Raw genomic sequence first — 21,830 nt, 5'->3', positions numbered from 1 at the left:
GGACTGAACTGAGTCCGAAACTGGACTTATCAGCGTTCCTTCACATAGGGCTCGCCACCGGCGCGTGGCGGGATGGCTTTGCCAACAAACCCGGCCAGAATGACGACCGTCAGGATGTAGGGCAGGGCGTCCATGACCTGTACCGGGATGACCACGCCACCCAGATCGATGTTCTGGAACCGCAGTGCAATCGCCTGCAGCAGCCCGAACAGCAGGCAGGCACCCATGGCATGCCACGGCCGCCACTTGGCAAAGATCAGCGCGGCCAGAGCGATGAAGCCACGACCAGCGGTCATGTCCTTGACGAACCCGGCTTGCAACGCGGTAGCCAGGTAGGCACCGGCAATACCGCACAACACGCCACAGATAGCGACAGCGGCATAGCGCAGACCAACGACCGAGACACCGGCTGTGTCGACGGCGGCCGGGTTTTCACCCACGGCGCGCAAACGCAGGCCAAAGCGGGTCCGGAACAAGATCCACCAGGTCGCTGGGACCATCAGGAATGCGATATAGACCAGAATCGAATGCCCCGAGAGCAGTTCAGAGTAAATAGGTCCGAAGATCGGCACGCCGCTGAGGGATTCGGCAAAGGGAAATTCGATTGGAACGAAGCGCCCACCTCCGAACAGGGATGGCGTGCGGCCACCCTGCTGGAACCAGCTTTGAGCGACCAGGACCGTCATGCCTGCTGCGAGGAAGTTGATCGCGACCCCCGAAATCAGCTGGTTGCCCCGGAAGGTGATCGAGGCCAGCCCATGAATTCCGGAAAGGACAAGGGATGATGCGATACCTGCCAGCAGGCCCAGCCAGACCGAGCCGGTCACGGCTGCGACGGCGGCCGAGAAGAAGGCGGCCATCAACATCTTGCCCTCAAGCCCGATGTCGAAAATTCCTGCGCGTTCCGAATAGAGACCTGCCAGACAGGCCAGCAGCAGAGGCGTTGCCAGACGGACGGTCGAGTCGAGGACCTGGATAAGCGTTATGAAGAACTCCATCACTCGGCTCCCTTCCGCAGACCCAGAAACAGCTTTTCGAGCGGCATCCGGACCATGTTGTCCAGCGCTCCGGTAAACAGGATCACCAGCGCCTGAATAACAACGATCAGTTCGCGTGGGATCGACGTCCATAGCGCGAGTTCCGCGCCGCCCTGATAGAGGAACCCGAACAGGATCGCGGCCAGGAACACACCGAACGGATGCGAGCGGCCCATCAGAGCCACAGCAATCCCGATGAAACCCGCCCCTTCGGTCGAGTTGAGAACCAGTCGTTCCGCCTCACCCATAACGTTGTTGATGGCCATCAGGCCAGCCAGTGCGCCCGAGATCAGCATTGCGATGATGGTGATACGCACGGGCGAAATCCCGGCATAGACCGCGCCAGTTTCCGAATGCCCATAGGCCCGGATTTCATAACCCAGCCGGGTCCGCCAGATCAGCGCCCAAACGACGACGCACGCAAGCAGCGCCACAAAGAACGAGATATTCGCCGGTGCCCCACGGAAAACCACATTCTCGGCAGTCGAGAACATCGACTGGAATGTCGGCAGGTGCACCGTTTCCGAAAAGCGGGCGGTTGCCGGATCTTGCGAGCCTTGCGGGCGCATCACGTTGACCAGCATGTAGTTCAGGAAGGCGGCAGCGATGAAGTTGAACATGATCGTGGTGATCACGATATGGCTGCCGCGTTTGGCCTGCAGATAGGCCGGGATCGCGGCCCATGCGGCCCCGAACAGCATGGAGGCCGCACAAGCAGCCAGCAGGGCAATGCTCCAGTGCGGCCAGGGCACGTAGAGGCAAACCATGGCAACACCAAGCCCCCCCAACATCGCCTGACCTTCACCACCGATGTTGAAAAGGCGAGCGTGGAAGGCAACGGCAACGGCCAATCCAGTGAACATGAAGTTGGTGGCGTAGTAGAGCGTATAGCCCCAGCCATAGGTCGACCCCAGCGCGCCGGTGACCATCAGGTTCACGGCCTCGACCGGGTTTTCGCCAATGGCGAGGATGACCAGCGCCGAAAGAATTGCGGCCAGTATCAGACTGATCAGCGGGATCAGAACGACATCGGCCCATTTGGGCATTTTATCCATGTTACGCGGCCTCTCCCGCAACACCGGCCATCAAGAGGCCCAGTTCTTTTTCATCTGTTTCGTGGGGCAGACGCTCACCCATGATATGTCCGTCAAACATCACCGCAATCCGGTCCGACAGAGAGAAGATCTCTTCCAGCTCGACCGAGACCAAAAGGATCGCCTTGCCCTGATCACGCAAAGCGACGATCTGCTTGTGAATGAATTCGATCGCACCGATATCCACACCGCGTGTGGGCTGTCCGACCAGCAAAAGGTCCGGATTACGCTCAATCTCGCGGGCGACCACGATCTTCTGTTGGTTCCCGCCCGAAAAGTTCTTGGCGGCCAGCCAGCCATCTGGAGGGCGGACGTCGAATTTCTCGATCTTGCGTTCGGTGTCGGCGCGCAGAGCGGCGTTATCCATGAAGATACCGCGCTTGTAGGCCGGGTCCCGGTGATAACCAAAGGCCACGTTTTCCCAGGCATGGAAATCCATGATCAGACCTTCACGCTGCCGATCTTCGGGCACGTGTGCGATATGCTGAGCACGTCGCGCCTGACCGTCAGAGCCATGACCACTGAGAGCCAGTGGCTCACCGTTCAGTTTGATCGAGCCGAGACCGGGACGCATCCCACCCAGAACCTCTAGCAATTCGGACTGGCCGTTACCGGCCACGCCCGCGATGCCAACGATTTCCCCTGCGCGAACGGTCAGGTCGATGCCTTTAACACGCTCGACACCGGCTTCGTCGACGACACGCAGGTTTTCGATTTCCAGAATTGGTTTGCCAGGCTGCGCAGGGACTTTGTCCACCTGCAGCAGAACCTTACGACCGACCATCAACTCGGCCAGTTCCTGCGGGTTGGTTTCTGCCGTCTTGACGGTCGCTGTCATCTGACCGCGCCGCATCACCGAAACAGTGTCGGTGTATTCCATGATCTCGCGCAGCTTATGCGTGATCAGGATAATCGTCTTTCCTTCGCTGCGCAGACGGTCGAGAATTCGGAACAGCTGATCCGCCTCGGCCGGCGTCAGAACCCCGGTGGGTTCGTCCAGAATCAGGATCTCGGCCCGCCGATACAGCGCCTTGAGGATTTCGACACGCTGCTGCATGCCGACGCCGATTTCATCGATGCGCTTGTCCGGGTCTACGAATAACTCGTATTCTTCTTCCAGCGCCTTCAGTTCCTTGCGAGCCTTCGCCAGAGACGGGGCCAGCAGCCCGCCATCCTCGGCGCCCAGAACGATGTTTTCCAAAACAGTGAAATTCTCGACCAGTTTGAAATGCTGGAAAACCATCCCGATGCCTGCGGCGATCGCCGCCTGACTGTCCGGGATGTCGGTCTTTGTACCGTTGATCCAAATTTCACCTTTGTCGGCTTTGTAAAAGCCGTAGAGAATGCTCATCAGCGTGGACTTGCCCGCACCGTTTTCTCCGATGATCCCATGGATCGTACCGGGGGCGACGCTGATGGAAATGTCTTTGTTGGCCTGAACCGGCCCAAAGGCTTTGGAAATCCCTTTGAGCTCAATGGCGGGGACGGTCATATCTTGCCCTCAATTGCCGAAGGGCCGCCGGCGCAGTATTTGCGCCTCATGCGGCAGAGTGGAAGTGGGATGGAGGCCGCCCCCCATCCCACGCGATATCAGAACTGCAGTGCCGGGCAGCTGTCGTTCTCGTAGTAGCTGACGACAGAGATGTCCCCATCGATGATGCCACGGCGGGCAGCTTCAACAGCGTCAGCCATTTGGGGGTCAACCAGTTCGCGGTTGTTGTCGTCGACTGCAACGCCAACTCCCTCTTCTGCCAGACCCATGGCGAATACGCCGGTTTCAAGGCCTTCACCTGCTTTCATCGCATCATAAACTGCGACGTCCACACGCTTGAGCATCGAGGTCAGGACCTTACCCGGGTGCAGGTGGTTCTGGTTGCTGTCCACGCCGATCGACAGGATGCCTTCGTCAGCTGCGGTTTGCAGCACGCCAACACCGGTGCCGCCAGCGGCCGCATAGATTACGTCAGCACCCTGGCTGATCTGGGCTTTGGTCAGTTCCGAACCTTTAACCGGGTCGTTCCAGGCCGCCGGAGTAGTACCGGTCATGTTGGCAACAACATTGATGTCCGGGTTCACGGCCTTCGCGCCCTGCGCATAGCCGCAGCCAAAGTGACGGATCAGTGGGATGTCCATACCACCGATGAAACCAACAGTGCCGGACTCGGACGCCATCGCGGCCATCATGCCGACCAGATACGAGCCTTCATGCTCGGCAAAGCTGACCTGACGGATGTTTGGCGCGTCCAGCCAGTTCACGTCAACCGCGACGAACTTGGTGTCCGGATAGTCGCCTGCAACTGCAGACAGCGGATCGGCCATTGCGAAACCCATGGTGATGATCGGGTTGGCGCCAGCCTCGGCAAAGCGGCGCAGGGCCTGCTCGCGCTGTGCTTCGGACTGAAGCTCGATCTCACGGTAGGTGCCGCCGGTTTCATCGGCCCAACGTTGCGCGCCGTTATGCGCGGCTTCGTTGAACGACTTGTCGAACTTGCCACCAAGGTCAAAGATCAGGGCCGGTTCGGCCAAGGCTGCACCTGCGGTCAGTGCGACAGCGGCGGCGGCGCCCATCAAAGATTTCATCAGGGTCATTTCATACTCCCGTTTGTTATTGTCGGTCGGGGCCAAGATAGCCCCGTTCACCCACTGTGAGCGAGCATAACTGTTGTGATGGCGGGAATTAAGGCCGTTTGCAACCGCCGTGGTCAACAGAATTTTGACCAACTGGTCGAAAAAATGCGCGACGGAAGGTCACTCCAGCGGGAAATCCATCAAAATTGCATCGATTTTCTGATTGTTTTCGCGAAGATAATAGCCCTTTCGCGATCCACAGGGCCGGTATCCAAAGTGGGTGTACAAGGCGATCGCGGGCAGGTTGTCTGCCGCAACGTCCAGAAAGGCGCGGGTTGCGCCAAGGACCTTCGCTTTCGAATGCCACTCCTGCATACGCTTGCGGGCCTGTCCCTGCCGCTGAGAGTCCGGATGCGTGGCGATCGTTAGCAATTCCGCCTCATCGGCAATAACCTGAAACAGCGCGAAAGATTTAGCGTTGCCAACGACATGCGTAAATTTGTTGCTTAGAAGATCAGCGAACTCTTCTGCGGTCCATGGCCGCGATTGGGTGAACGCCGCTGCGTGGGTATCGGCGAGGTCGTGAGGTGTCATCCGTCCAGCAAAACAGGGGGGGTGTCTTTGGACGGCGCGGCATCAGCCGGACGGACATAGAGCGGCGCAGGCCGCTCGGGCGATGTTTGCCACCTCTGCGCGGCGATCCGAGCTATGGCTCGTACCTGCGCATCCGGATCATCGTTCAGGATCAGGGTGCCGAGTGATTCTGCCTCGGCTTGCGGTATCAGGGCGGGTCCTTGGTCCGGAAACGTGACGTAAACCTGTTCGCGCGGAGCGCGGATTGCAGGCATCGCATCCTCTGTATCTTGAGCCAAAGCGTCGAATCCGGACACGCCCACAGTTGGAATTCCCAGACCCAGAGCCAGACCGCGTGCTGCGGAAACAGATATACGGATGCCGGTAAAGTTGCCCGGTCCGACGCCAACACCGACTGCAGACAAGTCGCCCCAAGTACATTCTGCTTCGGCCAGTACCTCTTCCAACAACGGCATCAGGCGCTCGGCCTGACCGCGCGACATGGATTCGACATGGGACGTGATAATCTGGTCGCCGCGTAACAAAGCGGCCGCGCAATGCGCGGCCGATGTGTCAAACGCCAGAATGATCGGTTCAGACGGCAACGGGGCGAACCTCGGTCACTTCGGGAATGTAGTGACGCAGCAGATTTTCGATGCCCATCTTGAGCGTCAGGGTAGAAGACGGGCAACCCGCGCAGGCCCCCTGCATGTGCAGGTAGACGACGCCGCGATCAAATCCGTGGAATGTGATGTCACCACCATCCTGCGCGACGGCCGGGCGAACGCGGCTGTCAAGCAAGTCTTTGATTTGGTTAACAACTTCGGCATCTTCGCCCGTGTGTTCAGCATGGCCAGACGCAGCGGTCGCGTCAGCGCCGATGACAGGTTGACCTGACTGATAATGCTCCATCACGGCGCCAAGGATCGCGGGTTTGATGTGATCCCACTGTACGTCGTCCGATTTGGTAACGGTTACGAAGTCATTGCCAAGGAAAACACCGGTTACCCCGCCCACCGCAAAAATCCGTTTGGCCAGCGGTGATTTCTCACCGGCCTCAGCCGATGGGAAATCCGCAGTACCTGCTTCCAGCACGGGCTGGCCGGGCAGGAATTTCAGTGTCGCGGGGTTCGGCGTGGATTCGGTCTGGATGAACATGTCACGGCTCCGTTTCAGTTGTACCTGATATGCGGGTCCGGGCCTGATAAGTCAAGATTTGGAACGGTTCTAAATTGCTGCTGCCAGATTTATTGCATCATCCAGCCGGTCGTCACCCCAAAACAGCTCATCCTCGACCAGAAAACTGGGCGCTCCGAACAGGTCCTTGGCCTGAGCGGTTTTGGTCTGCTCAATCAGAGCGGACTTGATCTCGGGGTCTTTGATTTTGCCCATCAGGCTTTCTGGCAAACCGGCGGTGCCCAGACATTCACGCAGGACTGAGTCGTCCGAAATATCCTGACCACTCGCGAACTCGACTGAGTAGACTGCGCGAACGAAACGGCCTTTTTGCTCCTGTTCTTCAATGGCCAGCGTCAGCCGAGCAGCTTTCAGGCCGTTTTGCGGGAATCGTTCGGGTCGGCGGAATGCCAGACCGCGCTGGGCTGTCAGACGCTCCATATCGCGCCACATATAGCGACCTTTGGCAGGGTAGATGTTGAACGGGGAATTGTCCCAACCCTGCGCTGCGAAAATGGGCCCCAGAAGAAAGGGGTGCCATTCCACGGCAACGTTCCGTCGTGCAGCGGCCTCCTCAATACGCATGGCGCTGAGATAGGAGTACGTCGACGCGAATTCGAACCAGAACTGGATGCGGCGCGGCATGATCAAGCCTCAGGTGATGGCTTCCAGCTTTTCCTTGCTTAGGTCACCGGGCACGATTGTGATCGGGATAGGCAAGCTGCCCGAGTTTTTGGTCAGCTGCGTCACAAGAGGGCCAGGACCTTTCTTTTCGATACCCGCACCCAGAACAAGAACGCCGATATCCGGGTCAGACTGAACATGTTCGATGATCTGCGGAACGGGCTCACCCTCACGAATGGACAGTTCCGGATCGACGTTCTGCTTATCGCGCATCCATTTGGCGAAAACTTCGTAATGGGCATGGATGCGCTCGCGCGCCTCTTCGCGCATGGTTTCGGCGACACCGATCCAGTGATTGAATTCATCCGGGGGGATGACGGACAGGATTGTCACTCCACCACCGGTATGGGCTGCACGCATTGCCGCGAAACGCATCGCGTTCAGGCATTCGCGGCTGTCATCCAGAATGACTAGAAACTTACGCATGGGTGTCCTCGTGTATTTAGGGGGATCATGCCCGACCAGATGCGGGCTGGCAACACGGTGCGTGGCTACCGTGTGCTTGCAGCCCAGTCCCAATAGAGCTCGCGCGCACGGCGAGCAACCGGTCCGACCTGATATTGTGTGTCTTCAAGGGCAACGACCGGAGTTATTTTGTTCATGTTGCCGGTCATAAACACCTCGTCAGCCTTATGAAAATCTTCGAAGCTGAGGACAGATTCGTGAACCTTCACGCCGTCGGCACTGAGGTTGTTGATGTGGCGTGCGCGGGTGATTCCAGCCAGAAACGTGCCGTTTGGAGTGGGGGTAAAAACCTCTCCGTCGCGGACCATGAAGATGTTTGCCGTTGCGGTTTCGGCCACATGGCCAAGGGCGTCTGCCACCAGCGCATTCGAGAACCCTTTGGAGCGGGCTTCCTGCAACATGCGTGCGTTGTTGGGATAAAGACATCCGGCTTTGGCGTTCACGACGGCTGATTCCAGAACCGGGCGGCGGAATCGGGTAGTGGTCAGCGTGACCGATGCCGTTTCAGGGGCCATCGGAATTTCTTCCAAACAGATGGCAAAGCCCGTGCTGTCCTGCTGCGGAACAATGGCCGTGGCGTCCCCATCGATGCCCCAATACATGGGCCGGATATAGACAGCGGAACCTTTGGCATAGCTTTCCAGTCCTTCGCGGACGATCTCGACCATCTGCTCGGTTGTGACAGTCGGGGTCAGCATGAGCGCTTCGGCTGATCGGTTCACGCGATCGCAATGGGCCTCCAGATCAGGGGCCAACCCGTCGAAGAAGCGCGCACCGTCAAAGACCGAGGACCCCAGCCACGCGCCGTGGTCCGCCGCGCGCATGATCGGGGCGTCCCCGTTGTGCCACTGACCATCAAAATAGGTGCGGATATTTTTGCCGACTGCCATGACGCCCTCCTTTGCCCTTGGGGCAACCTAGGAAGGCGTCACGGGAAGGTCCAGCGCAATTACCTTTGTTTTGCGCCAACCATGCCCACGATTTCGTAGGTCTGTTGCAGGATCGGAGCGGCAATCGCGCGTGCTTTTTCTGCGCCCTGCGCAAGTATCCGGTCAATCTCGGCTTCTTCGCCCACTAAACGGGCCATCTCGGTCGAAATCGGTGACAGTTTGGCCACCGCCAGTTCGGCCAGCATCGGTTTGAACTCGCCGAACTGCTTGCCGCCGACTTCGGTCAGTACCTGTTCCGCTGTCTGATCGCTGAGCGCTGCATAGATGTTGACCAGATTGCGCGCCTCGGGTCGTTCGGACAGACCCTCAACCTCAGAGGGTAGGGCGTCCGGATCGGTTTTGGCCTTGCGGATCTTCTTGGCGATTGCATCGGCATCGTCGGTCATATTGATCCGGGTCATGTCGGATGGATCCGAAGACGACATTTTTCGCGATCCATCGCGCAGGTTCATCACACGCGGCGCAGGGCCGCCGATGACGGGTTCGGTCACAGGGAAGAAATCCACGCCATAGTCATGGTTGAACTTGATCGCGATGTCGCGGGTCAGTTCCAAATGCTGTTTCTGATCCTCGCCCACTGGCACATGCGTCGCGTGATAGGTGAGAATATCCGCCGCCATCAACGCCGGATAAGCAAACAGACCCAGCGAGGCGTTCTGCGCGTTCTTGCCCGCCTTGTCCTTGAACTGCGTCATCCGCTGCATCCAGCCCATGCGGGCGACGCAGTTGAAAATCCACGCCAGCTGCGTGTGCTCGGCCACCTGGCTTTGGTTGAACAGGATGGATTTTTCAGGGTCCAGACCAGCGGCGATGAAGCCGGCGCAAACCTCACGGGTTTTTTCACGCAGACGGCCTGGGTCTTGCCAGACGGTGATCGCGTGCAGGTCGACCATGCAATAAATGGTCTCGTAATCCTCGCCCTGCATATCCACAAAACGCTTGAGCGCACCAAGGTAGTTGCCAAGGTGCAGGTTTCCCGAAGGCTGGATGCCGGAAAACACGCGCGGCGTGAATTGAGTTTCGGTCATCGAAGGGAACTCCCGTCTGGAAAAATCAGCCCCCGTCGCTTACCCATGAGGTCAAGGGACGTCAACAGCCGCGAAAGGCCACCCCAATGAGCAGTGAGCATTATACACCGGCCGTGAACCCTCTGCCGCCCGTGGTGGTGGCGTTGGTGTTGTTCATCATGGGGATCGAATTGGCGTTTACGCTGGGTGCACGCGGTCTTATGGGCGGGCCATCAGCGGTTGGGTGGCGGCTGGATGCTTTGCAGCACTACGCCTTTTCCCCGGATATCTTCAACTGGATGATCGAGAACGGGCGTTGGCCGTTCGAGCACGTGATCCGTTTTGTGACCTACCCCTTCGTTTCGGGCAGCTTTACCCAGGCGGTGTTCGTCAGCGTCTTTGTTCTGGCCATGGGGAAAATGGTGGCCGAGGTTTTCGGCGGCTTTCAGATGCTGATCATTTTCGTTTTGTCCGGCGTCGGCGGGGCCTTGGTCTACGCCCTGCTTCTGAGCCCGCAATACCCGTTGGTCGGAGGGTTTCCACCAGTCTACGGGTTGATCGGTGCGTTCACATGGCTGCTATGGCGCAAACTGTCTCTGGTCGGCGAAAACCAGTCTCGCGCCTTTAGCCTGATCGCGGTTCTGATGGGTATTCAGCTGGTGTTCGGCCTGTTGTTCGGCGGCACCTCCGACTGGGTGGCAGACTTGGGCGGTTTTGCCACCGGGTTCGGCCTGTCCTTCTTTCTGGCGCCGGGCGGATGGGCGCGGATCGTCGGACGTATCCGCCGCGACTGATTAGGACCGTCGCAGCGCTTTTTTGAATTCGGACACCTGGAAAGCTCTGAGAAGGTGGCCCAGCATGAAATAGGATGCAGCAGCCACGATGATCAGGGTCAGCAGTGCAACATAGCGCCATCCGGGCAGCTGGAAGGTCCAGCCAAAGAAGTAAACGATTGCGTAGAGAACAAAGCCCATGCCAGCCGAGGCAGCTACGATACGCCATGCGCGTCGCTTGAACCGATCGTCAAATCGCGCCTCATCCCCAAAACGGCGCGCTCCGATTGCCAGCAGGACAACCATGGCCCAGCCCGCAGCCGAAGCCGCAATCGCTGGGGCGATCCATCCGACCAACGGAAAAAGGCCAAAGGCCAGTACGGCATTCACGATCATCGCAACCAAAGCGTAGCGAAACGGGGATCGCGTATCTTCGCGTGCAAAGAACAGCGGTTGTAACAGCTTCTGAAGCATGAAAGCAGGCAAGCCGACTCCGTAAACGGCGACTGCCAAAGCCGTGGCCGCCGTATCTCCGGCGGTGAATTGGCCCCGTTCAAAGAGGACCGAAACCAGCGGAATCGGAATGATCAGAAACGCCACGGTCGAAGGGAGCGTCAGCAGCAACGTGAACTCTCCGGCCCGGGAAAAAGCGTTGCGGGCACCGTCCTTGTCGCCCGCCCGCAGTCGGCGCGACAGATCGGGCAGCAGGACTATCCCTACCGCGATACCGACCACGCCTAAGGGCAGTTGATACAACCGGTCTGCCGTATAGAGCCAACTCGACGCTTTCACGGTTTGCGATGCAACCAATTGCCCAACAACAAGATTGACCTGGGTCACACCCATGGCCAGCGCAGCAGGGATCGCAATGCGCACCATGTGGCCCATTTCCGGGTTGAATTTGGGCCTGCCCGGCCGAATTCGAATCCCCGCCCGTTCGGTTGCGACCCAAACCAGCGCCAACTGGGCGACACCCGCCGCAGGGATAACGGCAATCAGCCAGTGAATGACCTCACCGCCGAAATGCGCTCCTAAAATTAGGGCGGCACATGCGAAAACGTTCAACAGAACCGGGGCGGCTGCGGCGGCGGCGAAGCGACCGGTCGCATTCAGAACGCCAGAGAACAGCGCGGCCAGCGACATGAACAGGATATAAGGGAACACCACATACCCGTAGCCCACGGCCAGGTCAAAGCGTTCATCGCCGTAAGCGCCTTTAGCGGTGAGCCAGATCAGCGCGGGCATGAAAACCATCCCCAGCCCGACAAGCGCCAAAACGGCTGCAGCCAACAAGTTGAAAGCGTCTTGCGCAAATCCTTGGGCGTTTTCACCACCCTCCAGCCGCTTTGAAAACATCGGCACAAAGGCGGCGTTGAAGGCCCCTTCGGCAAAGAAGCGGCGGAACATGTTGGGCAGGCGGAATGCAAAAATAAACGCGTCCATAACCGGCCCCGGCCCGATATATGCATTCAGCAGGATTTCCCGCAGGAATCCCAGAATCCGGCTGGCCAGCGTCCAGAATCCGACCGTAAACAGGCCTGAAATCAACCTGATCTGTTTCATGAGATCGCGCGCTCCGCCCCTTCGGTGATGGCTTTGCGCAGCTTGGCCTCAAGTCCACGTTGCTTGCTTTCAGAATGGTATTTCAGGCCGAACATGTCTTTGACATAAAAGGTATCGACCACCTGTTCGCCATAGGTCGCAATCACGGCGTTGGCGATATAGACATTGGCTGCCGCCAGCGTTCTGGTCAGGTCATACAGCAGGCCCGGACGATCGCGCGTATCGACCTCGATGATGGTGTAGATCTCTGATCCGTCATTGTCGAAGATGATATGGGTCGGCACGTTGAAGGCGCGTTCCCGCTTCTTGATCTTGTCGCGCGATTTCAGCGCATCACGCGCCACGACTTCACCTTTGAGCGTCTTGTGGATCATCTGAGTCAGGCGCGGCAGGCGGCTGGCCTCGAACGGGTGGCCTTCGGCGTCCTGTATCCAGAACGCATCGGTCACGTAACCATCCTTGGTCGTATAACTGCGCGCATCGACCACATTGGCCCCGACCAGTGCCAGCGCGCCGGCAATGCGCGCGAAAATACCCGGGTGGTCTGCCATGGCAAAACAGGCGCGCGTCGCATCACGGTCTTCGTCCGGGTGCAGGCGGATTTCCATCGCGCCGGGGTCGCCGCTGTGTTCCAGCGCCCGCAGCATTTCCGCGAACTCAATATGTGTCGACAGGTTCAGACCCTGCCAGTAGGGCGCATAGTGCCGTCCTGTCTCGGCCTTCAGATCTACCTTGGACCATTCGGCCAGTGCCGAGCGAAGAGCCTTTTTGGCTTCCGCGCCACGGTTGGCCCGGTTGAGGTCCTCCATACCGGTTTCCAGTGCGCGCTTGGTTTCGGCGTGCAGGGCGCGCAGCAGGGTGGCTTTCCAGTTGTTCCATGTGTTCGGGCCGACACCGCGAATGTCGCACACCGTCAGAACCGTCAGCAGATCCAGCCGTTTGACCGTCTTCACCGCCTTGGCAAAGTCGCGCACCGTGCGCGGGTCCGAGATGTCGCGTTTCTGCGCCATGTCCGACATCAAAAGGTGATACCGCACCAGCCATTCCACGGTTTCCGAGTCCGATTTGTTCAGACCCAGTCGCGGCGCGACCTTGCGTGCGATCTGAGCACCCAGAATGGAATGATCTTCCGGCCGGCCCTTGGCGATGTCGTGCAGCAACAACGCCACGTAGAGTACCTTGCGATTGATCCCACGTTCCAGGATCGATGAGGCCAACGGCAGGGATTCGACCAATTCACCGCGTTCGATCTGGGCCAGATTTACGATGGTCTGGATCGTGTGCTCGTCCACCGTATAGCTGTGATACATGTTGAACTGCATCATCGCCACGATATGCTCGAACTCCGGCAGAAACGCCGACAATACACCCAGTTCGTTCATTCGACGCAGGGCGCGCTCCGGGTTGCCGTGCTTCAGCATCAGGTCCAGAAAAATGCGTTGCGCCTCTTTGTCGTGGCGCATGTCATCGTCGATCAGATCCAGATTGGCGGTGACCAGCCGCATTGCATCCGGATGGATCAGCATCCCGGTCCGTAGCCCTTCATCGAATAGGCGCAACAGGTTTAACTTGTCGGCAAGGAACTTCTTCGGGTCCGCCACATCCAGACGGCCGTGAACGACCCTGTAACCTGCTTTGACGCGCGGCCTGCGCCGGAAGATACGTTCCAACAGGGCTTCGCCCTTCACATGGGCCGCCTCTAGCTTGGTCAGGAATATTCGGGTCAGTTCTCCGACCTGTGTGGCCTCGCGGAAATAGCGCTGCATAAACACTTCGACTGCGCGGCGTCCAGCCCGATCCTCATATCCCATCCGGTCGGCCACCTCGACCTGCAGGTCAAAGGTCAGTTGTTCTGTCGCGCGCCCGGTCACCAGATGAAGATGTGATCGGACGGCCCACAGGAATTCCTCGGCCTCGACAAAGGTGTTGAACTCGTCAGGTGTGAAAAGACCCAGCGGAACCAATTCGGCCACGTCCTGAACGCCGTAGATATACTTCGCGATCCAATAGAGAGACTGCAGATCGCGCAATCCGCCTTTACCTTCTTTTACATTGGGCTCGACCATATAGCGCTCGCCCTGTTTGTGGTGGCGCTCGTCACGTTCCTGCAGTTTGGCCTCAATGAACTGGCGTTCGCTGCCTTTGAACAGGTCGATCTTCAGGCGGTTATCCAGCTCTTCGGCAAGGGCGGCGTCCCCGGCCAGGTATCGCTGCTCAAGCATAGCGGTGCGGATGGTGAAATCATCGGCCCCCAAACGCAGGCAATCCTTAATGGTTCGGGACGAATGGCCGACCTTCAGGCGCAAGTCCCAAAGGATGTAGAGCATGGATTCGATGACACTCTCGGCCCAGGCGGTGATTTTGTAAGGCGTCAGAAACAGCAGATCGACGTCTGAGGCCGGGGCCATCTCACCGCGCCCATACCCGCCTACGGCCAGAACGGCGATCTTTTCGCCCTGCGTCGGTGTGGCCAGGGGATGAAGGTGCACGCTGGCCACCTGCATGGCGGTGCAAACAAGCCCATCTGTCAGATAGGTGTACGACCGGGTCAGGGGCCTTGCGTCAAAGGGGCGCTTGGCGAACGCATCCGCAATAGCCTTGCGCCCTGCCTTTTGGGCGTCACGAAGAATGCGCACGGTTTCATTTCGCCGCGCGCCATTGTCCTGTGTGTTTTCAAAGGCTTCCGACAGCTGTGCCATGACGGCGTTACTGTCGAAAATTTCATCGGCCGGGCAGATCAGCTCACCCTTGGGGGTGAGCGTCAGCACCGGCTGATCAGAAACCGGCGCCGGAGAAGCTTTGAGGGGCGGAGTCAATCACTACTACCTGTTTGTTCTGGATCGTGGCAACGGCCAGACCGCGTTCGTTCGTGCCGTCAGACCGCAGGCGGAAAATACCGCCGACGCCCTGGAACCCGGCGTTCTGTGTCAGGGCCGACGCGGTCAGTGCATCGGATTTTCCCTGGCTGACCAAAGCCGCAATCGCTGCAATGCCGTCATAGGCCAGCCCACTGATCGGGTGCGGGGCCTCGCCATAGGTGTTGTTGTATCGCTGACGATAGGCCTGCGCTTTGGCCGGGTCGGGCAGGGCGAACCAGCCGCCCTGTACACCGGGCAGTTCCAGGGTTTGCGCCGGAATGTCCCAACGTGTCAGGCCGACGAACTGGGTTGTTGCCGGCGAAACACCGGCCTCGGGCAGCAATTGGGTGTACAGTGGCAGCGCGCCAGCTGTCGTGGCCGTCAAAAACAGCGAATCCGCGCCAGAAGAATCCACGGTCGCCTTGATTGTCGGGACAGAATTGATGACGCCCTGCTGCGAACGGTCATAGCCGACCGTCCCTGCATTGTTCACGCGGCTGCTGCTAAGTGCGTTTGCGATCGCCGACTGGCCAAGCTGACCGGCGGCATCGTTACTGTGGACGATGACCATACCGGTCTTGCCCTGCGATCCGGCAAAATTGACCAGACGGTTAGCCGTGTTCTGAAAGGTCGGGCCCAACACGAAGACGTTGCCGCCCGCGATGCTGGTATTGTTCGAGAAGGAAAGAACGTTGACGTTGTTGTTGAGGACAGACAGACCGGCAGAGTTCGCCGCCTGCGCGTAGACCGGGCCAAGTATAATCTTCGCACCGTCGGCAACCGCCTGCTGTGCAACCGTCGCAGCGGTGTTCGAGCTGCCCTTCGTGTCATAAACGCGAAGGTCGATCTGTACGTTTTGCAGGTCAGCCATCGCCAGGCGGGCCGCGTTTTCAAGGCTCCGCGCCAATGCTGCGTCACCGGAATTTCCCGATCCCGTCGGCACCAACAGGGCGACCGGAACGGGTTTGGACGTGTTGATTGACGGTCCTCCACCCAGGCCACCGGGCTCACATGCGGCCAGCAATGCGGCGGTTGCCAGGATCGCGGCGGACTTCGCCAGCTTGCGAACGGGCTTGCAAACGGTAAACATCTAAATGAAAACTCCCTGTCCCGGCGACCGGGGATGCCGCCAATCTGTTAGGTCGCGATAATAAACGTCACGCTGTGAGGGTCCAGCTTTGAATTTCCAAAAAGTAAGATTGGGCGCTGGCCTGTATTTTATTGCCACTCCGATTGGAACGGCGCGCGATATCACGCTCAGGGCGCTGGATGTGCTGGCGTCAGCAGACGTGATCGCCGCCGAAGACACGCGCAGCTTGCGTCGATTGATGGAGATACATGGCGTGCCCTTGGATGGCCGCCGAATCTTGGCCTATCACGACCACAGTGGTGCGGGTGCACGAGGGAAAATCCTTGATGCGCTGCAGGATGGAAAGTCTGTGGCTTATGCGTCCGAGGCCGGAATGCCTCTGATCGCTGATCCCGGATATGATCTGGGTAAGCAAGCAGCCGAGGCGGGTCATATGGTGACTTGTGCGCCGGGGCCTTCCGCGGCGGTGATGGCGCTGACGCTGGCGGGGTTGCCGACTGACGCGTTCTTTTTTGCCGGGTTCCTGCCAAACGCCTCGGGCGCACGCAGGTCCCGGATCGAAGCGTTGCGGGATGTGCCGGGCACTCTGGTCTTTTACGAGTCGCCCAAGCGCGTCGCGGCGTGTTTGTCCGATCTGGCCGAGGTGCTGGGCGGAAACCGCCAAGCTGCGATGTGCCGCGAACTTACGAAGAAGTTCGAAGAGGTCCGGCGTGGGTCATTGGAGGAATTGGCTGCAGAGTTGCAGGGGCAGACCGTCAAGGGCGAAATCGTTTTGCTGGTGGACCGGGGGCATTCGGAAACTGTTAACGAATCCGACATAGAAGAGGCTTTGAAACGAGCCTTGGAGACCCATTCGGTTCGGGATGCGGCTGATCTGGTGTCAGAGATGTACAAACTGCCGCGCCGTCCGATTTATCAGAAGGCTCTGAAACTGGGAAAGGGATGACATGTCTGCGCGATCCGTTCGAAGCTCGGTTTCTTATCACGCCGGGCAGGCGGCGGAGCGACAGGTCGCGGCAGAGTACGAACGCCGTGGATTTTCCATAGCTCACCAACGCTGGCGCGGCGTGGGCGGAGAGATCGACCTGATTGCGCGCGACGCGGAGGGTGTCGTTTTTATTGAGGTGAAGAAAAGCAGCAGTTTTGATGCGGCAGCAAGCCGGATCAACAGGCGACAAATGGACAGGATTTGCGCCTCTGCCGCCCATTTCCTTGAGACTGAGCCAAACGGCCAGCTGACGAATGTGCGATTTGATGCGGCTTTGGTCGATACCTCAGGTGCCGTTCAAATCATCGAAAACGCGTTCGATCTGGGTTGATCCCCATTGAACCGCCAGCCCTGCTGGGCCATGTATCTGGCGTGAAACTGAGGGACACGCCATGAAAATCGCCTTTCAGATGGACCCGATCGGGGCCGTGGATATCAATGCCGACAGCTCATTCCGGCTGGCCGAAGAGGCGCAGGCGCGTGGGCACACGCTGTTTTTCTACAGCCCGGACCAGCTGGCGTATCAAGAAGGGCGGATCACTGCGCGCGGTCAGGACATGAAGGTTCGGCGGGTAGCGGGCAATCCGGCGGAACTAGGCCCCGAGCGCGAAGTGGACCTTTCTGAATTTGATGTGATCTGGCTGCGTCAGGACCCGCCTTTCGATATGCACTACATCACGTCGACCCACCTGTTGGACCGGCTCAAGGGGCAGGTTCTGGTGGTCAACGATCCATTCTGGGTACGCAACTACCCCGAAAAACTGCTGGTCCTGGATTTTCCGGACCTGACCCCGCCGACAACGATTGCGCGCGACCTGCAGACGATCAAAGCGTTCAAGGAAAAGCACGGCGACGTCATTCTCAAGCCGCTCTATGGCAATGGCGGCGCGGGAGTTTTTCGGCTGGATGCAAATGACCGCAACCTGACCTCGTTACATGAGCTGTTCACCGGGTTCTCGCGCGAGCCTCTGATCGTTCAGAAGTTCCTGCCGGATGTCAGCAACGGCGACAAACGTGTCATTCTGGTCGACGGCGAGGCCGTAGGCGCGATCAACCGCGTGCCAGCCGCTGGTGAGACCCGTTCGAACATGCATGTAGGCGGCCGTCCTGAGAAAATTGGTTTGACGGATCGCGACATGGAAATCTGTGCGGCGATTGGTCCATTGCTGAAGGAGAAAGGCCAGATCTTCGTAGGGATCGACGTGATTGGGGATTACCTGACCGAGATCAACGTGACCTCACCAACCGGTATTCAGGAGTTGGAACGGTTCAACGGCGTGAATGTCGCAGAAAAAATCTGGCAAGCGATCGAAGCCAAACTCTAAAGTGCTGCCTTGGCGCTGATGCGAAAACTCAGCGCCTCGGCCACATGGGGGCGCCGGACATCCGGCACACCGTCCAAGTCGGCTATCGTACGAGCGACCCGTAGGATGCGGTGAAAGGCCCGCGCCGACAGGCCAAAGCGCTCGGCGGCCCTCAGCAACAGTTCTTTGCCTTCGGCATCTGGGGCAGCAATTTCTTCCAGCAGTTTGCCTTCCACATCGGCGTTTTGGCGCGTCGACGGGGTTTCGCGAAAGCGCTCGGCCTGAATTGCGCGGGCTTGTTCAACGCGTGCAGCCACCGTGGCCGAACTGTCGCCCGATGGCGGTAAATCCAGATCGGTAAATCCGACCGGCGGCACCTCGATCCGCAAGTCAAACCGGTCCATTAAAGGCCCCGATATACGACCCAGATAGTCCTCTCCGCATACCGGCGCGCGGGAACAAGCGCGTCCAGGGTCGGTCAGGTACCCGCATTTGCAGGGGTTGGCGGCCGCCACCAGCATGAACCGGCAGGGGTACTTCACATGCGCATTTGCGCGCGCAACCATGACTTCTCCGGTTTCGATGGGTTGGCGCAGGGTTTCCAGAACCGTGCGGGGAAATTCGGGGAATTCGTCCATGAACAGGACGCCGTTATGGGCCAATGATATCTCGCCCGGCTTGGCGCCACGGCCACCACCAACAATAGCGGCCATGGATGCCGTGTGGTGCGGTTCGCGAAATGGGCGGCTGCGACTGATGCCACCCTCGTCCAAAAGGCCGCAAAGGGATTGGATCATCGAGGTTTCAAGCGCCTCGGTCGGTGTCAGAGGCGGAAGAATTCCGGGCAGGCGCGCAGCCAGCATGGATTTGCCCGATCCGGGCGTGCCGGTCATGATCAGGTGGTGTCGGCCCGCCGCCGCGATTTCCAAAGCTCGCTTGGCGCGCTCCTGCCCTTTTACGTCGCGCAGATCACGCGCGCTGGGCGCGAGGCTGACTTCGCCCGGTTGCGCAGCGGGCAGCGGGGACTGTCCAGAGAAATGCCGTACGACGTCGCCCAATGACCCAGCCCCGATGACTTGTGTCGCGTCGACCCATGCGGCCTCGGCGCTGGACGCGCGGGGGCAAAGTAATGCCCGGTCCTCAGCTGCAGCGGTCATGGCGGCGGGCAGAGCACCAACGACCGGTACTAACGAGCCATCCAGAGACAACTCGCCCAGCGATACCGAACCTTCAGCGGCGTCTGCAGGGATGATCTCTAATGCCGACAACAGCGCAACGGCGATGGGAAGGTCGAAATGGCTGCCTTCCTTGGGCAAGTCCGCCGGAGACAGGTTTATCGTGATCCGTTTTGACGGCAAGGCGATCGCCATCGAACTCAGCGCGCTGCGGACGCGATCCCGTGCCTCGGAAACAGCTTTGTCGGGCAGGCCAACGATGGAAAAGGCGGGCAGGCCCGGCGAGACGGCGCATTGCACCTCGACCGGGCGGGCATCGACCCCTTGAAAAGCGACTGTGTGGGAGCGGGCGACCATGAACGACCTTTTTGGTTAACAGGTCGTTGCTGCCATGGCCTCGGTTTAAGAATCGTTAACGGCGCGGATCATATCAGTGAATTTTGGCCAGGCATCCGGATCGGCAACGGTTTTGTCGCGACAGAACTGGTTGCAGAACCCCCAATGTTGACCACCCAGATCAAGAACAGCGGTAACTGCTTTGCCCGAGTATGGGCAGGCGTCATTGATTGATGCCGTGTCTTCAACAGGTGTTGCCCGAGATACCCCGCCGACTGGCCAGGGGGTCGACGGCAGGTCCAACGCGTATGGGAACGGGTCGTAGCGGACGGTCAGCCCCATCGCGCGCCACTGGCGGACCGGGGTATCCGACAGCAATTCAAGACAGTATTCGCGGTTGGCGTCGGAGACTGGCAATCCGTAGCCAATAATCCGTGCCGCGACTGGTGTATAAAACACGTCCGCCAACGAATATGTGCCGAACAGGGGACCGGATATCGCGCCCGAGACGTTCCGGGCATGGGCCCACAGGGATTCAATCCGTTGCAGATCGGCGCTTGTTTCGGGCGATGCTTCGAACCCTTGCCAGCAGTGTTTAAGCTGCATCGGGCATTGTCCCCGCAAAGCGGTGAACCCAGCCGCCATTTCGCTGCAAAGCCACCGTGCCGTCGCCCTTGCAGCAGGGTCTGAGGGCCACATGCCTGCTTCTGGATGCAATTCGGCCAAAGTTTCCGCCATCGCCAGGCTTTCACCGACGACCGTACCGTCAGGCAATCGCAACGCCGGAACCAGGCGGGCAGGGGCAAGGGGTTTCATATCCTCGGCCATGGTGCCGGAATACAAACCGATCATGTGGGACCGATAGGGCAGGCCGAATTTCTCCAGCATCAGCCACCCGCGCATTGACCAGCTGGAAAACAGGCGGTCTCCGATAAACAAATCATAAGTCATGACGGAACGATGGCGTGGCTGCGCCATTCAGTAAATCAGTGATTTGTGCGGGGTTGCATCACGGAAGGTGATTGATCCGCCCGACTGACCAGCGATTTCCGTGATGGGTAACTTCGGTGACCGAGAGATTGTCGATGCGGTGGCTTAGCGCTTCGTTTGCGTCGACGTCGAGCGCCCGTTGGACTTGCGTGAGAATCACGCCAAAATGGGCAACAACCACGAGATCACACCCGGTGTACTCTGCGATCAACTGGTCAATGGCGGCGTCTACACGTGCCCGGACATCGTTCCAGCTTTCTCCGTTCGGGGGGCGCACATCGCCGGGGTTGTCCCAGTAGGCGAAAGCAAGTTCGGGGTCTTCAGCCTCAATTTCCTTGAAACCACGCAACTCCCACGTGCCGAAGTTGATCTCGCGCAGGTCGGGCAAATGCGGAAGGCGCTGACGTGCGCCCTGAATGGCCGTGGCGGTATCGGCGGCACGGCATAGGTCAGAGGATACGACAACGGCATTGGCAGGCAAGTGATCATGCAATCGGGCAACGGCGGCGCGATCGCTCAGGTCGGCGGGCAGATCTGACCAGCCAACCATGGTTTTGGCGTGGGTCGGGCCGTGGCGTACAAGATGCAAACGTGTCAATCCAATCGCCCCTTCAAAACCAATGGAAGGCCAGCAGTCACTTGAACAACCAAATCGGCCTCAGCGGCCAAAGCGATGTTCAACCGCCCCTGCGCCTCGCGAAACTGACGGGACAAGGCGTTATCCGGGACGATGCCGTGCCCCACTTCGTTCGAGACGATGACGACCTGCGCGCGACAGAGGCGCAGTGATTGCAAAAGCGCACCTTGCGCCTGTTGCAGATCGTTTTCAGCCAGCAAGTGATTTGTCAGCCACATGGTAGCACAGTCGATCAGGCAGACGTCGTCGGGGGTCAGATTAGCCAGTGTCGGGCCAATGTCATAGGGGGCTTCGATGGTTTCCCATCCTTCGCCGCGTTGGGTTATGTGGCGCTGAACCTTCTGTTTCATCTCGTTATCAAACACTTGTGATGTTGCGAGATAAGTCTTCTTTTTACCTGACGAAACAACAAGTTGTTCGGCAAAAGCCGACTTGCCCGAGGCTGCGCCACCCAGCACAATGGTTAAATCCGGACCCACGATAATTACCTTCCAAGTGATCCACCCGGTTTTGTTCTGCGTATCGACCATATGTCGGCAAAGCAAGCCCGGCTCGCGCCTGT

The 21,830-nt window shown here is 59.0% G+C and carries 22 protein-coding genes; 4 read left to right on the top strand and 18 right to left on the bottom strand.

All coding sequences use genetic code 11. The features are described from left to right. Window positions 1-29: 29 nt before the first annotated feature. From MHN28_RS10850 to trpS, 11 genes are all read right to left on the bottom strand, one after another. A complete protein-coding gene (locus MHN28_RS10850) occupies window positions 30-998 on the bottom strand; it encodes an ABC transporter permease (RefSeq protein WP_239338928.1) in 969 nt (322 codons plus the stop codon). Then, the gene (locus MHN28_RS10845) at window positions 998-2,092 is read right to left on the bottom strand and encodes an ABC transporter permease (protein ID WP_239338926.1); all 1,095 of its coding nucleotides are present in this window, start codon (window positions 2,090-2,092) and stop codon (window positions 998-1,000) included. Before MHN28_RS10845 ends, MHN28_RS10850 begins: the two co-directional genes overlap by 1 nt. 1 nt (window position 2,093) lies before the next feature. After that, on the bottom strand, window positions 2,094-3,623 hold the full coding sequence (locus MHN28_RS10840) for an ABC transporter ATP-binding protein (protein WP_239338924.1): 1,530 nt from the start codon (window positions 3,621-3,623) through the stop codon (window positions 2,094-2,096). Between the two features lie 98 nt (window positions 3,624-3,721). Then, the gene (locus MHN28_RS10835) at window positions 3,722-4,720 is read right to left on the bottom strand and encodes a BMP family protein (RefSeq protein ID WP_239338922.1); all 999 of its coding nucleotides are present in this window, start codon (window positions 4,718-4,720) and stop codon (window positions 3,722-3,724) included. 159 nt (window positions 4,721-4,879) lie between these two features. After that, window positions 4,880-5,293, bottom strand: a complete 414-nt coding sequence (locus MHN28_RS10830; protein WP_239338920.1) for a GNAT family N-acetyltransferase — start codon at window positions 5,291-5,293, stop codon at window positions 4,880-4,882. Next, a complete protein-coding gene (gene tsaB, locus MHN28_RS10825; RefSeq protein WP_239338918.1) occupies window positions 5,290-5,877 on the bottom strand; it encodes a tRNA (adenosine(37)-N6)-threonylcarbamoyltransferase complex dimerization subunit type 1 TsaB in 588 nt (195 codons plus the stop codon). Before tsaB ends, MHN28_RS10830 begins: the two co-directional genes overlap by 4 nt. Next, the gene (locus tag MHN28_RS10820; protein ID WP_239338915.1) at window positions 5,867-6,430 is read right to left on the bottom strand and encodes a NifU family protein; all 564 of its coding nucleotides are present in this window, start codon (window positions 6,428-6,430) and stop codon (window positions 5,867-5,869) included. The genes tsaB and MHN28_RS10820 overlap by 11 nt, the downstream gene beginning before the upstream one ends. A 69-nt stretch (window positions 6,431-6,499) precedes the next feature. Further along, window positions 6,500-7,093, bottom strand: coding sequence for a 2-hydroxychromene-2-carboxylate isomerase (locus MHN28_RS10815; protein WP_239338913.1), 594 nt, complete (start codon window positions 7,091-7,093; stop codon window positions 6,500-6,502). A 9-nt stretch (window positions 7,094-7,102) separates the two neighbouring features. Continuing rightward, a complete protein-coding gene (locus tag MHN28_RS10810) occupies window positions 7,103-7,558 on the bottom strand; it encodes a universal stress protein (protein ID WP_239338911.1) in 456 nt (151 codons plus the stop codon). 65 nt (window positions 7,559-7,623) lie between these two features. Beyond that, on the bottom strand, window positions 7,624-8,487 hold the full coding sequence (locus tag MHN28_RS10805; RefSeq protein WP_239338909.1) for a branched-chain amino acid aminotransferase: 864 nt from the start codon (window positions 8,485-8,487) through the stop codon (window positions 7,624-7,626). Window positions 8,488-8,546: 59 nt separating this feature from the next. After that, on the bottom strand, window positions 8,547-9,575 hold the full coding sequence (trpS, locus tag MHN28_RS10800) for a tryptophan--tRNA ligase (protein WP_239338907.1): 1,029 nt from the start codon (window positions 9,573-9,575) through the stop codon (window positions 8,547-8,549). An 86-nt stretch (window positions 9,576-9,661) separates the two neighbouring features. Here trpS and MHN28_RS10795 point away from each other — a divergent pair, with 86 nt between their 5' ends. Further along, window positions 9,662-10,348, top strand: a complete 687-nt coding sequence (locus MHN28_RS10795) for a rhomboid family intramembrane serine protease (RefSeq protein WP_239338905.1) — start codon at window positions 9,662-9,664, stop codon at window positions 10,346-10,348. Here the strand turns inward: MHN28_RS10795 and murJ are convergent, their stop codons facing one another. Genes murJ through MHN28_RS10780 form a run of 3 tightly spaced genes read right to left on the bottom strand, consistent with a single transcriptional unit; the run spans window position 10,349 to window position 15,838 of the window. Beyond that, a complete protein-coding gene (murJ, locus tag MHN28_RS10790; RefSeq protein ID WP_239338903.1) occupies window positions 10,349-11,890 on the bottom strand; it encodes a murein biosynthesis integral membrane protein MurJ in 1,542 nt (513 codons plus the stop codon). Continuing rightward, window positions 11,887-14,706, bottom strand: a complete 2,820-nt coding sequence (locus MHN28_RS10785; RefSeq protein ID WP_239338901.1) for a [protein-PII] uridylyltransferase — start codon at window positions 14,704-14,706, stop codon at window positions 11,887-11,889. Before MHN28_RS10785 ends, murJ begins: the two co-directional genes overlap by 4 nt. Continuing rightward, window positions 14,666-15,838, bottom strand: coding sequence for a penicillin-binding protein activator (locus tag MHN28_RS10780; protein WP_239338899.1), 1,173 nt, complete (start codon window positions 15,836-15,838; stop codon window positions 14,666-14,668). Before MHN28_RS10780 ends, MHN28_RS10785 begins: the two co-directional genes overlap by 41 nt. Before the next feature lie 88 nt (window positions 15,839-15,926). Between MHN28_RS10780 and rsmI the strand changes: the two genes are divergently transcribed. From rsmI to gshB, 3 genes are all read left to right on the top strand, one after another. Then, window positions 15,927-16,784 carry a 16S rRNA (cytidine(1402)-2'-O)-methyltransferase gene (rsmI, locus tag MHN28_RS10775; protein WP_239338897.1) on the top strand — a complete coding sequence of 286 codons (858 nt, stop codon included), beginning with the start codon at window positions 15,927-15,929 and terminating at the stop codon, window positions 16,782-16,784. 1 nt (window position 16,785) lies between these two features. Continuing rightward, window positions 16,786-17,157, top strand: coding sequence for a YraN family protein (locus tag MHN28_RS10770; protein ID WP_239338895.1), 372 nt, complete (start codon window positions 16,786-16,788; stop codon window positions 17,155-17,157). Between the two features lie 61 nt (window positions 17,158-17,218). Next, window positions 17,219-18,151, top strand: a complete 933-nt coding sequence (gene gshB / locus MHN28_RS10765) for a glutathione synthase (RefSeq protein WP_239338893.1) — start codon at window positions 17,219-17,221, stop codon at window positions 18,149-18,151. Here gshB and MHN28_RS10760 read toward each other — a convergent pair. From MHN28_RS10760 to cobU, 4 genes are read right to left on the bottom strand one after another with little or no spacing between them, the layout of a single operon-like run. After that, window positions 18,148-19,662 (bottom strand): YifB family Mg chelatase-like AAA ATPase, encoded by a 1,515-nt coding sequence (locus MHN28_RS10760; RefSeq protein ID WP_239338891.1) that lies wholly within the window; start codon window positions 19,660-19,662, stop codon window positions 18,148-18,150. The genes gshB and MHN28_RS10760 overlap by 4 nt on opposite strands. Window positions 19,663-19,707: 45 nt before the next feature. After that, window positions 19,708-20,592 (bottom strand): glutathione S-transferase, encoded by an 885-nt coding sequence (locus MHN28_RS10755; protein WP_239339265.1) that lies wholly within the window; start codon window positions 20,590-20,592, stop codon window positions 19,708-19,710. A gap of 58 nt (window positions 20,593-20,650) precedes the next feature. Further along, entirely contained in the window at window positions 20,651-21,229 is a 579-nt protein-coding gene (locus tag MHN28_RS10750) for a histidine phosphatase family protein (protein ID WP_239338888.1), read from the bottom strand. After that, entirely contained in the window at window positions 21,226-21,798 is a 573-nt protein-coding gene (cobU, locus tag MHN28_RS10745) for a bifunctional adenosylcobinamide kinase/adenosylcobinamide-phosphate guanylyltransferase (protein ID WP_255732646.1), read from the bottom strand. The genes MHN28_RS10750 and cobU overlap by 4 nt, the downstream gene beginning before the upstream one ends. Window positions 21,799-21,830: the final 32 nt, after the last annotated feature.

The organism is Ruegeria sp. Ofav3-42, assembly GCF_022347725.1.
Classification (GTDB): domain Bacteria; phylum Pseudomonadota; class Alphaproteobacteria; order Rhodobacterales; family Rhodobacteraceae; genus Ruegeria.
This window is presented reverse-complemented; position numbering and strand designations above follow the sequence as displayed.

Excerpts from the sequence above, each read along its gene's own strand:
- MHN28_RS10850 (WP_239338928.1), bottom strand. The coding sequence starts at position 998 with ATGGAGTTCTTCATAACGCTTATCCAGGTCCTCGACTCGACCGTCCGT.
- MHN28_RS10845 (WP_239338926.1), bottom strand. The coding sequence starts at position 2,092 with ATGGATAAAATGCCCAAATGGGCCGATGTCGTTCTGATCCCGCTGATC.
- MHN28_RS10840 (WP_239338924.1), bottom strand. The coding sequence starts at position 3,623 with ATGACCGTCCCCGCCATTGAGCTCAAAGGGATTTCCAAAGCCTTTGGG.
- MHN28_RS10835 (WP_239338922.1), bottom strand. The coding sequence starts at position 4,720 with ATGACCCTGATGAAATCTTTGATGGGCGCCGCCGCCGCTGTCGCACTG.
- MHN28_RS10830 (WP_239338920.1), bottom strand. The coding sequence starts at position 5,293 with ATGACACCTCACGACCTCGCCGATACCCACGCAGCGGCGTTCACCCAA.
- MHN28_RS10820 (WP_239338915.1), bottom strand. The coding sequence starts at position 6,430 with ATGTTCATCCAGACCGAATCCACGCCGAACCCCGCGACACTGAAATTC.
- MHN28_RS10815 (WP_239338913.1), bottom strand. The coding sequence starts at position 7,093 with ATGCCGCGCCGCATCCAGTTCTGGTTCGAATTCGCGTCGACGTACTCC.
- MHN28_RS10810 (WP_239338911.1), bottom strand. The coding sequence starts at position 7,558 with ATGCGTAAGTTTCTAGTCATTCTGGATGACAGCCGCGAATGCCTGAAC.
- MHN28_RS10805 (WP_239338909.1), bottom strand. The coding sequence starts at position 8,487 with ATGGCAGTCGGCAAAAATATCCGCACCTATTTTGATGGTCAGTGGCAC.
- trpS (WP_239338907.1), bottom strand. The coding sequence starts at position 9,575 with ATGACCGAAACTCAATTCACGCCGCGCGTGTTTTCCGGCATCCAGCCT.
- MHN28_RS10795 (WP_239338905.1), top strand. The coding sequence starts at position 9,662 with ATGAGCAGTGAGCATTATACACCGGCCGTGAACCCTCTGCCGCCCGTG.
- murJ (WP_239338903.1), bottom strand. The coding sequence starts at position 11,890 with ATGAAACAGATCAGGTTGATTTCAGGCCTGTTTACGGTCGGATTCTGG.
- MHN28_RS10780 (WP_239338899.1), bottom strand. The coding sequence starts at position 15,838 with ATGTTTACCGTTTGCAAGCCCGTTCGCAAGCTGGCGAAGTCCGCCGCG.
- MHN28_RS10770 (WP_239338895.1), top strand. The coding sequence starts at position 16,786 with ATGTCTGCGCGATCCGTTCGAAGCTCGGTTTCTTATCACGCCGGGCAG.
- gshB (WP_239338893.1), top strand. The coding sequence starts at position 17,219 with ATGAAAATCGCCTTTCAGATGGACCCGATCGGGGCCGTGGATATCAAT.
- MHN28_RS10760 (WP_239338891.1), bottom strand. The coding sequence starts at position 19,662 with ATGGTCGCCCGCTCCCACACAGTCGCTTTTCAAGGGGTCGATGCCCGC.
- MHN28_RS10755 (WP_239339265.1), bottom strand. The coding sequence starts at position 20,592 with ATGACTTATGATTTGTTTATCGGAGACCGCCTGTTTTCCAGCTGGTCA.
- cobU (WP_255732646.1), bottom strand. The coding sequence starts at position 21,798 with ATGGTCGATACGCAGAACAAAACCGGGTGGATCACTTGGAAGGTAATT.